The sequence below is a fragment of the Methylobacterium sp. FW102-HT35C08 genome, assembly GCF_058790235.1.
Genome location: NZ_JBYTCL010000002.1, coordinates 3172390 through 3185107 on the forward strand (window position 1 = coordinate 3172390; position 12718 = coordinate 3185107).

Consider the following 12718-nt stretch of genomic DNA (forward strand, 5'->3'; position numbering starts at 1 on the left):
CGCCGTGTTCTTCCCGCTCTCGAAGGTGGTCTACTTCGTGATCACCCCCTCGAACTTCTTCATCTTCGCCGTTCTGACGGGCCTGCTGCTCCTGGCGGTCACGCGCCTGCGCCGCACCGGCTTCGGCCTCACCATCATCGGGGGCTTCGGCCTCGCGCTGGGTGGTTTATCGCCGCTGTCGGAGGCGGTCCTGCTTCCCCTGGAGCAGCGCTTCCCGGCCTACCCGCCGGACGGTCCTGCCCCAGCCGGCATCATCGTGCTGGGCGGCGGCATCGAGGCCGGCCTGTCCGAGGCGCGCGAGCAGATCGTCGTCAACGACGCGGGCGAGCGGCCGATCTACCTTGCCGACCTGGCGCGCCGCTTCCCGACCGCGCGGCTTGTGTTCTCCGGCGGCAGTGGGTTCATCCGCGGCGGCATCGCGGAAGCCGACATCCTCAGCCGCCAAGCCGATGTCATCGGCGTTCCGCGCACGCGCCTGATCCTGGAGAACCGCTCCCGCAACACCCAGGAGAACGCGGCCTTCTCGGCATCCCTCGTCCAGCCGAAGCCGGGAGAGCGTTGGCTGCTCGTCACCTCGGCCTGGCACATGCCCCGCGCGGTCGGCTGCTTCCGGCAGGCCGGCTTCACGGTGGATGCGTTCCCGGTTGACTACCGGACGCGCGGCTGGAGCGACCTGACGCGCTTCAACGGTTTCGCCTCGGACGGCTTGTTTCAGCTCGACCTCGCCGTGAAGGAGTGGATCGGGCTCGTGGTGTATCGGTGGTCCGGCTACACGCCGGACTGGCTGCCCGGCCCCGAAGATCCGGCCGGCAGCGCGAGCCGATAGATTCCGCGGAAATCGTCCGGATCCACGGGCTTGCCCTTCCGCAGGATCGCAATCCGGCCGGCATGGGCGAGGCGCACGGCGACCCGGCGCACCGGCTGCATCAGCGGGCCCCAGCCGTCGGGATGCGGTCCACCCAGCGCCCGGGCGACTTCCGACGGACAAACGGTCTTGTCCGCGCCACGCGCGGTCACCAAGCCGAGCATCGTCGTCTCGATGGCCGCGTCATCGGGTTTCGTGTCGGTCATGTCCGTGCCTGCTCCGCCGAAGCTCCGAGCGGTCCCTCGTGCGGACCTTCCCCGACTTCAAGCAACGTCTTGCGGATCTCCGAGGCGAACTGACGGCGCCACATGATGACCACGACCGCGGATGTCGAGACGACGAGCACGTAGGGGCTTACGAACCAGCCGAGATAGGCCAGCGCGAAGAAGAAGGCCCGCTGGCCCCGCGCGAAATGCCGGCCTGCGCTGACATTCATCGCGGCGAGGCGACGAACCGCCCGCAGCATCTCGGCTTCGCTCGCACCGGAGCCCTTCGACGGCACGGTGCCCAGCAGGATCGCCGCGTAATTGAACAGCCTGTAGGCCCAGGCGAACTTGAAGAAGGCGTAGACGAAGACCAGCGCCAATCCCGCGACCTTCAGCTCCCAGGTCAGCCGGTTCGCCACGGTCCCGAACGGGAGCGTCGCGAAGAGGTTCAGCACGTCGTCGCCCGAGCGCGACAGGGTCAGCACCGATCCGAGGGCGATCAGGGAGGTCGATGCGAAGAAGGCGGTGCCGTTCTGCAGCGAGGCGTTGATCTGGGTGTCGACGACGCGATTCTCGCGGCTGATCACCTGCCGGGCCCAGTTCGAGCGATGGCCGTTCATGATCTGGCTCAGGGACAGCATGCGCCCGCGCAGCCGGCCCACGGAGAGCCCGTATGCGATCCAGGCCACGATGAAGTAGACGAGCGCCCCGAGGTCCAGGGGCGAGAAAGCGGCGCTGCCGGCGGACAGGTCGGGCATGATCTCCGGATCGCGGGCTCGGCGATGAGCCGCGATGCCATACCAGCCTGCATGCCGATGCAGAACCCACCCGGTGCGGTCGTCGGATCCGCCGAGACCGCGAAGTCAGCCGCGCAGGATCTCGAAGCTGCTCAGCATCGGGATATCATCGCAGTTCCGAACCGCGACGTCGGTCACGCGGGCGCCGGGCGGCCCTGACCAGCACAGCGTCTCCATCTGTGCCACGGCGTCGCTCGGCCCGCTGAACATTGCCTCGACCGCACCGTCGTCGCGGTTGCGCACGGTGCCGACGAGATTGCGCGCGCGGGCCTCGGACTGTGTCCAGGCCCGGTACGACACGCCCTGCACCCGGCCTGTGATGACGACGGCGATCGTCCGCGTCTCGCTCATCAAGCCTGTACCTGCTGAACGGGGCCCGCGCGGCATGCGCACGGGCCGGTGTGATCCTACTCGGCCGCGATGGGGCGGCGGAGCCCGGCATCGACCACCGTCCGGGTCGCCCCGGTCCGGACGTGGGTGGAGTAGAGCATCAGGCCGGTGAAGGCGATGCCGCCGACGATGTTTCCGATGAGCGTCGGGATCTCGTTCCAGAGCAGGTAATCCATGACCGTCAGGTGGCCGCCCATGAGGATCGCCGACGGGAACAGGAACATGTTCACCACCGAGTGCTCGAAGGTCATGAAGAAGAACACCGTGATCGGCATCCACATCGCGATCACCTTGCCGGGCACGGAGGTGGACAGCATGGCGCCGATGACGCCGGTCGATACCATCCAGTTGCACAGCATGGCGCGGATGAAGAGCGTCAGCATGCCGGAGGCGCCGTACTTCTCGTAGCCGAGCGTCCGGGCCTCGCCGATCCCGGCGATCAGCTTGCCGACCGCGTTCGGCTCGGTGGCGAAGCCGAAGGTGAACACGATCGACATCATCACGGCCGTGGTCAGCGCGCCCGCGAAGTTGCCGAAGAAGACCAGGACCCAGTTGCGCGCGACCCCCGCCACCGTGACGCCGGGACGCTTGTCGATCAGGGCGAGCGGCGTGAGCACGCAGACGCCGGTGAACAGGTCGTAGCCCAGCAGGTAGAGCATCGAGAATCCGACCGGAAACAGCAGGGCCGCAACCAGCGGCTGGCCGGTGGTCTGGTTGATCGTGACCGCGAAGGCCGCGGCGAGCGCCAGGATCGCGCCGGCCATGTAGGCCCGGATGAACGTGTCCTTGGTAGCCATGAAGACCTTCGCCTCACCGGCATCGACGGCCTTCTTCACGAAATCGGCGGGCGCCAGATACGACATGCACAACTCTCCCTCGCAGGCGGCCGGCAATCGTCGTTGACCGACGGGCGCGCTGCGCAATCACGAATGGCCGGCAGGGCGCGGTGCAGCCCGTCGCCTCCCGGCTCGGTCGTGCCCAAGCATGTCGCGTACCACTTGGCCGTCGATCAGGCCGGCAGGCCGCGCGACCAACTGCTGAGTTCCCGGACATAGGCGGGCGGCAGCTGCGCCGCGCGCGCCGCAGCGACGACGGCTTCCAGGTAGCCCGGCCGCGGGCGGCCCGGTGCGGAGGAGCATCCGAGATAGATCAGCGCGCGCTTCACGCCGCCCGCGGTCCGGACCGGGAGGCTGGCCTTCGTGTACAGGCCGCCCGACACGCCCTCATACCGATCGAGGGCCGGGATGTCGTCGAGGGCCAAGTCCCAGAGCACGCCCCGGACGATGCGGCCGGGGGCGCGCACCACCGAGGCGTATCCCTCGCGCATGATGATGAAGCGGTAGCCTGGGAGATGGCCGCCGCCGATCAGCCGCGAAACCGGGCACCGCAGCGCCATCGCGGCGGCATCCATGTTGGCGCCGTAGGCGAAGTAGAGGGGCACGCAGCCGCGACGAAAACGGTCACTCGCCCGCAGGCGGATCGAGGCGTCGGGCAGCGCGTTCGTTCGCACGCACGGCGGCATAGGCGATCGCCAAGGTGATCGCCGGAATGCCGAACGTGACGAAGAGCCAATCGTGAGTCACGGCTTCATGCTCCGAAGGGCACGCCTTGCGCCGTAGTGTAAGGCGCAACCCGTACACAGCCAAACCAGCGTGAACACCGCATTCTCAAATCGCAGGGCCGGGGCGTTCGCGACACCGAAGCTTGCTGTGGTCATCGACGTGACGAAGCCGATGACGACATAGGCGACGGCGACGTTAACAGCGCCGTCGCCAGCAGCTTGGTCTGATCGTTGTGGACTGCGCTCACGCCGAACGCCCGACGGCCTCAGGCGAATTCGAGGATCACCGCGTCCACCGCGAGGCTGTCGCCCTCCTTGGCGTGGATCTTACTGACCGTCGCATCACGCTCGGCGCGGAGCACGTTCTCCATCTTCATCGCCTCGACGACCGCGATCGGCTCGCCGTTCTTCACCTCCTGGCTCTCGGTGACCAGGATCTGCTTCACCAGGCCCGGCATCGGGCAGAGCACCTGCTTGCCCGAGCCCGCCTGCTCCTTGACCGGCATCAGGGCGGCGAGCTCGGCTTCGCGGCGGGTGTAGACCCGTGCCTCGGCGGCCGCGCCGGCGTGCTGAAGGAACACACCGTTGAGCAGGCTTCGCACCTGTATCGCCACACGCTCCGATCCAATCGTGCCGATCCAGACTGGCTCACCCGGACGCCACGTGCTCGCGACCGTAAGAGCCGTGCCGTCCGGCTGGGTGACCAGCAGGTCCTCGCCCTCCGGCGCCACGGTCACGGAGTAGGATTCGCCGGCCAGGATCACGACGCGGTCGTGCTCGAAGACGAAGAGGCCCGGCGCGCGCATCTGGCCGGAAATCCCGCGCTTGCGCTGGTTGAGCTTGTGGTCGATCGCGGCCGCAGCAGCCATCATGCGGAGAGCCACAGGTCCGGCCGGCTCGGGCGGCGCGAAGCCGTTCGGGAACTCCTCGGCGATGAAGCCCGTGGAGAGGCGTCCCTCCTGCCAGCGCGGATGCGCCATCAGAGCCGACAGGAACGGGATATTGTGGCGGATTCCGTCGATGGCGAAGGCATCCAGCGCCTCACCCTGCGCGGCGATCGCCTCGGCGCGGGTCGGCGCCCAGGTGACGAGTTTGGCGATCATCGGGTCGTAGTGGATCGCGATCTCGCCGCCCTCCTCCACGCCGGTATCGTTGCGCACGATCGCCTTGCCCTGCTGCCCCTCCTCCGGCGGCCGATAGGTGGTCAGCCGACCGATCGAGGGCAGGAAGTTGCGGGTTGGATCCTCGGCGTAGACGCGGCTCTCCACCGCCCAGCCGTTCAGCTTCACGTCGTCCTGGGTGATCGGCAGCTTCTCGCCGGCCGCGACCCGGATCATCAACTCGACGAGGTCGAGGCCGGTGATCATCTCGGTCACCGGGTGTTCCACCTGCAGGCGGGTGTTCATCTCCAGGAAGTAGAACGACTTGTCCTGGCCGGCGACGAACTCGACCGTGCCGGCCGAATCGTAGTTCACCGCCTTCGCCAGCGCGACGGCCTGTTCGCCCATCTTCCGGCGGGTCTTCTTGTCGAGGAGCGGCGACGGCGCTTCCTCGATCACCTTCTGGTTACGCCGCTGAATCGAGCACTCGCGCTCGCCGAGATACACGACGTTGCCGTGCTTATCGCCGATCAGCTGGATCTCGATGTGCCGCGGATCGGTGATGAACTTCTCGATGAAGACGCGGTCGTCACCGAAAGAGGACGCCGCCTCCGACTTGGCGCGGGCGAAGCCCTCTGCGACCTCGTCGCCCGAGAAGGCGATTCGCATGCCCTTGCCGCCGCCGCCCGCGGAGGCCTTGATCATCACCGGGTAGCCGATCTCGTCGGCGATCTTCTTGGCGTGCTCAGGCGACTCGATCACGCCGAGGAAGCCCGGCACGGTCGAGACTTCGGCGGCCGCAGCCGCCTTCTTCGATTCGATCTTGTCGCCCATGGCGGCGATGGCGCCCGGATTCGGCCCGATGAAGACGATGCCGGCGGCCTCGAGCGCCTTCGGGAACGCCTCGCGCTCCGACAGGAAGCCGTAGCCGGGATGAACGGCCTGCGCGCCGGTCTGCTTGCAGGCGGCGACGATCTTGTCGATGACGAGATAGGATTCGGACGCTGCGGCGGGGCCGATATGGACCGCCTCGTCGGCCATCGCGACGTGGACGGCGTCGCGGTCGGCATCGGAGTAGACCGCTACGGTCCTGATGCCCATTCTCCGGGCGGTCTTGATGACCCGGCAGGCGATCTCGCCCCGGTTGGCAATCAGGATCTTGTCGAACATCGCTGGCGCACTGCTTTCGAGATCGCCGGATTGCACACCGGCTTGACTGTCCCGATAGATCAGTTGCGCCGCGGACGGAAGCTGCGCCTTTGTCGGAGACTCAGGCCGCGAGGGCGAAGGCCATCCGGGGAGCCTGGACCGCGTCGCGGATCCAGCGGTTGGCCTCGAGAGCGAAGGCCATCAGCGATTCGGCGCTGCCCTGCGCCTCACGGACGACTTCCATGGCGATCCGGGCGCCGACCGGGCTCGGGCCGTCGCGGCCGCTGAGTGAAGACGCGAGCCAGGTGGCGACGTCGCGGTCGATGTAGCCCGTCGGGCGGGTGCCCCACACGGCGAAGTCGACGACGGAGGCCACGAGGAAATCCGCGAAGGCGTCGGAGCCGATCACCGCCCGCTCCAGGGCGATCAGCAGGTCGGCGTCCTCCCGGTTCATCAGGCCGTCCGGAAGAACCTCGCGCTTCAGGACCAGCAGGTCCTCGTCGCTGATCGTGCCGGCCGAGACCGCATGGTTGCAGAACTGTTGAACGGAAATCATGGTCATGGTCGCCTGCTCCTCCGACCTTTGTTGCGGTCGGTGCTTGTCCCTGTGTGTCTTCAACTTACGGGACGGCTTCCCTGCCAGAAGTTAATGGCCAGATCTGAACGGAAGTTCAGGTAAACACCCCACGAGCAAGCAGGCTTATTGGGACGTTGACCGGTTGCGTTACCGGACGATGACCGTCGCCCCGACCGGGACGCGGTTGTAGAGGTCGACCACGTCGATGTTGCGCATGCGGATGCAGCCCGAGGAGACCGCCTGCCCGATCTTCTCGGGCTCGTTGGTGCCGTGGATCCGGTACAGCGTGTCCTTGCCGTGATCCGACAGGTACAGGGCGCGGGCACCGAGAGGATTCATCGGGCCGCCCTGCATCGCGTGGACGTGCGGCCAGCGCTTGATCATCTCGGCCGGCGGGTTCCAGGCTGGCCACTCCGCCTTGCGGTCGATCCGGGCCGTGCCGGTCCACCCATAGGCCTCGTCGCCCACGGAGACGCCGTAGCGGATCGCCTTCCCGTCCGGCAGGACGAGATAGAGCTGACGCTCCTTGGTCTCGACCACGATCGTGCCGGGCGGCTCGTGCGTCGGATCGCTCACCTGATAGCGGGCGAAGTGCGGGTCGAATTCGGCGTTCGGGACCAGTGCCATGAATTCCGCGTCGCGCGCCGAAAGCGCCGGATCGGGCACGCCCTTGAAGCTGCAGCCCGTCAGCAGCAGCGCGCAGGCAAGAACCGGTATGATGCGCATGCGCCCGCTCCCCGGGTTCGGTCCGCGAGCCCGGGCGCGCGAAAGGCCCGGCCTCGTCGTTGAGAAGATTCGGTGAACCATAGGGGTGGCGGGCACCCCGCCGTAGTCCGCGCGTTGCGCCCATGGCACATTGCCGGCTCCTGTTGCAGGCGCGCGACAGGAATGGATCCGGGAGCGACCGTCGTGACCACTCTGTACGTGAGCCATCCCGCCAGCTTCGACCACGAGGTTCCGGAGGGGCACCCGGAGCGGCCGGCGCGGATGCGCGCGGTCGAGCGCGCGCTGGAAGACGAGCGTTTCGCTGGTTTGGTGCGCGCCTCGGCACCGCGGGCGGAGCTCGAGACCGCCGCGCTCGCTCATCCGCGCGAATATGTCGACGCCCTCGCCGCGGCGATCCCGGAGAGCGGGATGGTCGGGATCGATTCCGACACGATCCTGTCTCCGGGCAGCCTGGAGGCGACCCTGCGGGCGATCGGCGGGGCCAACCACGCCCTCGACGCCGTCATCGCGGGCGAGTGCCGGAACGCTTTCGTGGCCATGCGGCCACCGGGCCACCATGCCGAGCGGACCCGGTCGATGGGGTTCTGCCTGTTCAACCACGCTGCCGTCGCGGCCCGCTATGCCCAGGAGAAGCACGGGGCGGAGCGCGTGGCCCTCGTGGACTGGGACGTCCACCACGGCAACGGCAGCCAGGACATCTTCTGGGACGATCCGACGGTGCTCTACTGCTCGACGCACCAGATGCCGCTCTTCCCGGGCACGGGGTCCGCCTCCGAGCGGGGCGAGAAGAACACCATCGTCAACGTGCCGCTGCGGCCGAACGACGACGGCGAGGTGTTTCGCGAAGCCTTCGAGACCGGCATCCTGTCACGTCTGGAGGCCTTCCGGCCCGACGTGATCGTGATCTCCGCAGGCTTCGATGCCCACCGCCTGGATCCGCTGGCGAACCTGCGGCTCGAGGCCGAGGATTTCGGCTGGGCGACCCGCCGGCTGATGGATCTGGCCGAGCGCTGCGCGCAGGGCCGGATCGTCTCGGTGCTGGAAGGTGGCTACAGTCTCGAAGGACTGGCCAAGTCGGTGGCCGCGCACGTGGATGCCCTAATGGGCCGGTGAGACGATGCCTCACCCCTCCAACGGCTCGTCGCCCAGGTGCTCGATGCCGAAGCCCGACAGCCCAACATAGGCCCGCGACGAGGTGGCCAGATTGCGGAACGACACCACGCCGAGGTCGCGCAGGATCTGGGCGCCCAGCCCGATCTCGCGCCACTGACGGGCGCGCTGCGCCTCGGTGCCCTCCTCGGTCACGCTCTTCATCGGCACGCCGGCCGTACCGTCCCGGAGATAGACCAGCACCCCGCGCCCGGCCGCGGCGAACCGCGAGAGGACGGCATCGATCTGCTTGCCGCCGCCGATCACGTCGGCGACGACATTGGAGCGGTGGAGGCGCACGAGCACGTCCCGGCCGTCGCCGATGTCGCCGACGACGAAGGCGAATTGCTGGATCGCCTCGAATGGCGTCGAGAACACGTAGGCCGTGACGTCGCCGTGCTTCGTTTGGACGGGGAAGTGCCCGACCCGTTCCACAAGCCGGTCGCGAGCCTGCCGATAGGCGATCAGGTCGGCCACCGAGACCCGCTTCAGATTGTGCGTCTCGGCGAACGCGTCGATCTGCGGCCCCTTCATGACGGTGCCGTCGTCGTTGGCGAGTTCGCAGATCACCCCCACCGGCGGTAGCTCTGCGAGGCGGCAGAGATCCACCGCGGCCTCGGTATGGCCCGAGCGCATGAGCACCCCGCCATCCCGGGCGATTAGCGGGAAGACGTGGCCCGGTCGGACGAAATCGCCCGCGCCCATGTTGCCGTTGGCGAGCGCCCGGACCGTGTTGCAGCGCTGCTCCGCGGAGATGCCGGTGGTCAGGCCGTGCTTGACGTCCACGGTCACCGTGAAGGCGGTGCCCAAGGGGGCGTCGTTGGACGCCACCATCGGGTCGAGATGCAGGCGCCGCGCCTCGCTCAAGGTCAGCGGCGCGCAGACGATGCCGCAGGTGTTGCGGATGATGAACGCCATTTTCTCCGGCGTGCAGAGCGAGGCGGCGACGACGAGGTCGCCCTCGTTCTCGCGGTCGTCGTCATCCGTGACGACGACGATCTCACCCTTGGCGAAGGCTGCGATGGCCTCGGTGACGGTGCAGTGGGGCACGGGCATTCTCGAGATGTTGGAGCCGGGGCCGGGATCAGGGCTGATGCCCGACCTGCCCGCGATGGCGCAGATAGTGATCCGCCAGCACGCAAGCCATCATGGCTTCCGCCACAGGCACGGCGCGGATGCCGACGCAGGGGTCGTGGCGGCCCTTGGTGACGAGGTCCACCTCGGTGCCGTCGCGGGTCACCGAACGACGCGGGGTGAGGATCGAGGAGGTCGGCTTCACCGCGAAGCGCACCACGACCGGCTCGCCGTTCGAGATCCCGCCCAGGATGCCGCCCGCATGGTTGGCGAGGAATCGCGGGCGGCCGCCATTGCCGGCGCGCATCTCGTCGGCGTTGTCCTCGCCGCGCAGCGCCGCTGCCGCGAAGCCGTCGCCGATCTCGACGCCCTTGACGGCATTGATCGACATCATCGCGGCGGCCAGATCCGCGTCGAGCTTGCCGTAGACCGGTGCGCCGAGGCCCGGCGGGACGCCTTCGGCCACGACCTCGATCACGGCGCCCACCGAAGAGCCGTCCTTGCGGATCTCGTCGAGATAGGTCTCGTAGAACGAAGCTGTCTCGGCATCGGGGCAGAAGAACGGGTTGTTGCCGATCTCGGCCCAGTCCCAGCGCGTGCGATCGATGGCATGCGGGCCCATCTGGACGAGGGCCGCCCGGATCGTGACGCCCGGGATCACCTTGCGCGCCACGGCGCCGGCGGCGACGCGCGCCGCGGTCTCGCGGGCGGAGGAGCGTCCGCCGCCGCGATAGTCGCGGATGCCGTACTTGGCGTCGTAGGTGTAGTCGGCGTGTCCGGGGCGGTAGCTGTCGCGGATCTCCGAATAATCCTTCGAGCGCTGATCCGTGTTCTCGATCATCAGCGCGATCGGCGTGCCGGTGGTGAGCTGCCGCCCGCCGGTCCGGTCGTCGGCGAAGACGCCGGACAGGATCCGGACCTGATCGGGCTCCCGGCGCTGCGTGGTAAAGCGCGACTGGCCGGGCTTGCGCCGGTCGAGCTCCGCCTGGATCTCCTCGGCCTCGAGGGGCAGGCCCGGCGGGCAGCCGTCGACGACGCAGCCGAGCGCGACCCCGTGGCTCTCGCCGAAGGTCGTGACGCGGAACAGGTGGCCGAAGCTGTTGTGGGACATGGCGCCGCTGCCTTAGCGCGGGAGCGCCGGGCGCACAAACGCGGCCGGTGCAGAGCGGAGCGGCGGACGCGACCGGGCCGCGTGACCGCGCCGTCCTTCCGAGCGGAGCAAAGCAGACCTGGGCCGCCGGACAGGGATCGGCGTGGCGCTGCTGGATGGCTTCGCTGCGCCCGCGAGGACGGTTTGAGGAGCAATCTGCGGCATCAGGCGCCCGGACCCGAACCGGGCAGATCGAGCCCGCCCCGCGCCTTCAAGGCCCGATACGCTGCAACCGCCGTTGCGAGATCCCGGCGCAGCCGGCGCTCGTCGCCGAGATCAGCCAGCGTGTAGCTGAGCCCGAGGATGTGTGCGGCCTCGTAGCCCTCCGGCAGCTCGCCGGCGCTGCCCAGGGTGATCGTGGCATTCGGCAGTGTCCGGGCGAAATCCGAGAGGCGCGCCCGCAGCGCATCGCCGCTCGCGCGCAGATAGGCTCCGGCGCCCGGCCCATGCTGACGGATCGCCGCGACCGTCCCCTGAGCCAGAGACAGGTGAACCGCCTGGCGGTGCGCCGGAAACAGGTAGACGAGATAGTAGCCGCGGGTCGCGCTGGTGGTGATGGCCGGATCGAAGATCGCCACCCACGGAACGGCCGCCCATCTGCTGCCGCGTCCCGGGCTGCCCTTGACCAGGAACGGGCCGTCGATCGGTTCGAGGGCGCCGCGCAGCTCGTCGGGTACGCCCTTGCGGATGATCGCGGCCAGAGGATGCCCGGCCGGCGGATCCAAGCGGGCGAGCGGATAGTCCTCGACGACCCGCCGCAGCGCGTAGCCGAGGCTCACGGGCGGGCCAACACCCCGCCGGTCATGTCGTCCCGCACTCCGGTGGTCGACGGAAAGGTGATCGGCAGGCCCTGAAGCGAGCGCACCGCCAGGTACGCAAAGGCCTGGGCCTCCAGATAGGCCGAGGACCAGCCGATGGCGTCCGCCGTCGTGATCTCGGCCCGCAGGTGGTAGTTCAGCAGCCGTACCAGCTCGCCGTTGCGCGCGCCGCCGCCGGCCACGATCCAGCGGGTCGGGATCTCGGGGGCGTGGTCGAGGGCGCGCGCCACGGCCCGCGCCGTGAAGGCCGTGAGCGTCGCGGCGCCGTCCTCAGTGGAGAGCTGCCCGGCGAGCTTGTGCGAGAACCAGTTCCGGTCGAGCGATTTCGGCGGCTTCCGGAAGAAGAACGGGTGGGTCAGAAGCCAGGCGAGCAGCTGCTCGTCGGGCCGTCCGCGGGCGGCGGTGCGGCCGCCATCGTCGAGATTCTTGCCCTCGCGCTCCTGCATCCACTCGTCGATCAGGGCGTTGCCGGGACCGGTATCGAACGCAATGACGCCGCCTTTCGAATCGATCAGGGTGGCGTTGGCGACGCCGCCGATGTTGAGGATGCCGAAGGGCCCGTCGAAGCCCGAGGCCTCGGCCAGGGCCTTGTGGAACACCGGCACCAGCGGCGCCCCCTGCCCGCCCGCCTCGATGTCGGCCCGGCGGAGATCGGAGACCACCGGGATACCGAGCCGCGTCGCGAGGGCCTGACCGTCGCCGATCTGGATCGAGATGCGCTGATCCGGCCGGTGGATCACCGTCTGGCCGTGAAAGCCGATGACATCGATCTCGGACGCGCGCAGCCCGTGCTCCTCCAGAAAGCGCTCGACTGCCTCAGCGTGGGCCTGCGTGACGAACGCCTCCGCCTCGGGCAGACGGCCCGGCCGGTCGCCGGGATGGAGGACCGATTCGGCGTCCTTCGTGGCCGCACGCAGCAGCGCCTTCTCGTCGTCCGAATAGCCGCGGTAGCCGGTCGGCCCCAGCGGCTCTAGGAAGTTGTTGTGGCCCTTGACCACGTGAACCTGGTCGCCGTCGGTCTCGATCAGGGCGATATCCACGCCGTCCAGCGAGGTGCCGCTCATCAGCCCGATCGCGCGCATCATCGCCATGCCGCCCTGCCCCGTGCCTTTCGGCCAACGCCCTGCTAAGAGCGCGCCGTATCCTGAACCAAGCG

At 68.6% G+C, this 12718-nt stretch carries 15 protein-coding genes; 2 read left to right on the forward strand and 13 right to left on the reverse strand.

Going from position 1 to position 12718, the window contains the following annotated elements; genetic code table 11:
- The first annotated feature begins 4 nt into the window (after window positions 1-4).
- Window positions 5-826, forward strand: a complete 822-nt coding sequence (locus AC3WSN_RS15155; protein ID WP_492543126.1) for a YdcF family protein — start codon at window positions 5-7, stop codon at window positions 824-826.
- Here AC3WSN_RS15155 and AC3WSN_RS15160 read toward each other — a convergent pair.
- The 9 genes from AC3WSN_RS15160 to AC3WSN_RS15200 form a co-directional block, all read right to left on the reverse strand.
- Window positions 769-1071, reverse strand: coding sequence for a DUF3253 domain-containing protein (locus AC3WSN_RS15160; RefSeq protein ID WP_192707729.1), 303 nt, complete (start codon window positions 1069-1071; stop codon window positions 769-771). The genes AC3WSN_RS15155 and AC3WSN_RS15160 overlap by 58 nt on opposite strands.
- Complete coding sequence (locus AC3WSN_RS15165) at window positions 1068-1829, reverse strand: DUF599 domain-containing protein (protein WP_492538988.1); 762 nt, start codon at window positions 1827-1829, stop codon at window positions 1068-1070. Before AC3WSN_RS15165 ends, AC3WSN_RS15160 begins: the two co-directional genes overlap by 4 nt.
- Window positions 1830-1934: 105 nt before the next feature.
- A complete protein-coding gene (locus AC3WSN_RS15170) occupies window positions 1935-2219 on the reverse strand; it encodes an acylphosphatase (protein ID WP_492538990.1) in 285 nt (94 codons plus the stop codon).
- 56 nt (window positions 2220-2275) lie between these two features.
- On the reverse strand, window positions 2276-3121 hold the full coding sequence (locus AC3WSN_RS15175) for a formate/nitrite transporter family protein (protein ID WP_492538992.1): 846 nt from the start codon (window positions 3119-3121) through the stop codon (window positions 2276-2278).
- Window positions 3122-3267: 146 nt separating this feature from the next.
- Complete coding sequence (locus AC3WSN_RS15180; protein ID WP_192707821.1) at window positions 3268-3699, reverse strand: gamma-glutamylcyclotransferase family protein; 432 nt, start codon at window positions 3697-3699, stop codon at window positions 3268-3270.
- 19 nt (window positions 3700-3718) lie between these two features.
- On the reverse strand, window positions 3719-3841 hold the full coding sequence (locus AC3WSN_RS15185) for a hypothetical protein (protein WP_492538994.1): 123 nt from the start codon (window positions 3839-3841) through the stop codon (window positions 3719-3721).
- Between the two features lie 244 nt (window positions 3842-4085).
- Window positions 4086-6089: an acetyl-CoA carboxylase biotin carboxylase subunit gene (locus AC3WSN_RS15190; protein ID WP_492538996.1), complete on the reverse strand. Its 2004-nt coding sequence runs from the start codon at window positions 6087-6089 to the stop codon at window positions 4086-4088.
- Between the two features lie 100 nt (window positions 6090-6189).
- Window positions 6190-6630: a hypothetical protein gene (locus tag AC3WSN_RS15195; protein ID WP_492538998.1), complete on the reverse strand. Its 441-nt coding sequence runs from the start codon at window positions 6628-6630 to the stop codon at window positions 6190-6192.
- Window positions 6631-6792: 162 nt separating this feature from the next.
- Complete coding sequence (locus AC3WSN_RS15200) at window positions 6793-7371, reverse strand: L,D-transpeptidase (protein ID WP_492539000.1); 579 nt, start codon at window positions 7369-7371, stop codon at window positions 6793-6795.
- 183 nt (window positions 7372-7554) lie between these two features.
- Between AC3WSN_RS15200 and AC3WSN_RS15205 the strand changes: the two genes are divergently transcribed.
- On the forward strand, window positions 7555-8484 hold the full coding sequence (locus AC3WSN_RS15205; protein WP_492539002.1) for a histone deacetylase family protein: 930 nt from the start codon (window positions 7555-7557) through the stop codon (window positions 8482-8484).
- Between the two features lie 9 nt (window positions 8485-8493).
- On the opposite strand, the gene ribB is transcribed toward AC3WSN_RS15205, so the two are convergent.
- From ribB to AC3WSN_RS15225, 4 genes are all read right to left on the reverse strand, one after another.
- Window positions 8494-9570: a 3,4-dihydroxy-2-butanone-4-phosphate synthase gene (ribB, locus tag AC3WSN_RS15210; RefSeq protein WP_492539004.1), complete on the reverse strand. Its 1077-nt coding sequence runs from the start codon at window positions 9568-9570 to the stop codon at window positions 8494-8496.
- A gap of 34 nt (window positions 9571-9604) precedes the next feature.
- Window positions 9605-10705, reverse strand: coding sequence for a chorismate synthase (aroC, locus tag AC3WSN_RS15215; protein ID WP_492539006.1), 1101 nt, complete (start codon window positions 10703-10705; stop codon window positions 9605-9607).
- A 203-nt stretch (window positions 10706-10908) separates the two neighbouring features.
- Window positions 10909-11523: a DUF3578 domain-containing protein gene (locus tag AC3WSN_RS15220; protein WP_492539008.1), complete on the reverse strand. Its 615-nt coding sequence runs from the start codon at window positions 11521-11523 to the stop codon at window positions 10909-10911.
- Window positions 11520-12653, reverse strand: coding sequence for an anhydro-N-acetylmuramic acid kinase (locus tag AC3WSN_RS15225; protein WP_492539009.1), 1134 nt, complete (start codon window positions 12651-12653; stop codon window positions 11520-11522). The genes AC3WSN_RS15220 and AC3WSN_RS15225 overlap by 4 nt, the downstream gene beginning before the upstream one ends.
- Window positions 12654-12718: the final 65 nt, after the last annotated feature.

Coding starts and splice junctions, on each gene's coding strand:
- AC3WSN_RS15160 (WP_192707729.1), bottom strand. CDS start 1,071: ATGACCGACACGAAACCCGATGACGCGGCCATCGAGACGACGATGCTC.
- AC3WSN_RS15165 (WP_492538988.1), bottom strand. CDS start 1,829: ATGCCCGACCTGTCCGCCGGCAGCGCCGCTTTCTCGCCCCTGGACCTC.
- AC3WSN_RS15170 (WP_492538990.1), bottom strand. CDS start 2,219: ATGAGCGAGACGCGGACGATCGCCGTCGTCATCACAGGCCGGGTGCAG.
- AC3WSN_RS15175 (WP_492538992.1), bottom strand. CDS start 3,121: ATGTCGTATCTGGCGCCCGCCGATTTCGTGAAGAAGGCCGTCGATGCC.
- AC3WSN_RS15190 (WP_492538996.1), bottom strand. CDS start 6,089: ATGTTCGACAAGATCCTGATTGCCAACCGGGGCGAGATCGCCTGCCGG.
- AC3WSN_RS15195 (WP_492538998.1), bottom strand. CDS start 6,630: ATGACCATGATTTCCGTTCAACAGTTCTGCAACCATGCGGTCTCGGCC.
- AC3WSN_RS15200 (WP_492539000.1), bottom strand. CDS start 7,371: ATGCGCATCATACCGGTTCTTGCCTGCGCGCTGCTGCTGACGGGCTGC.
- aroC (WP_492539006.1), bottom strand. CDS start 10,705: ATGTCCCACAACAGCTTCGGCCACCTGTTCCGCGTCACGACCTTCGGC.
- AC3WSN_RS15225 (WP_492539009.1), bottom strand. CDS start 12,653: ATGGCGATGATGCGCGCGATCGGGCTGATGAGCGGCACCTCGCTGGAC.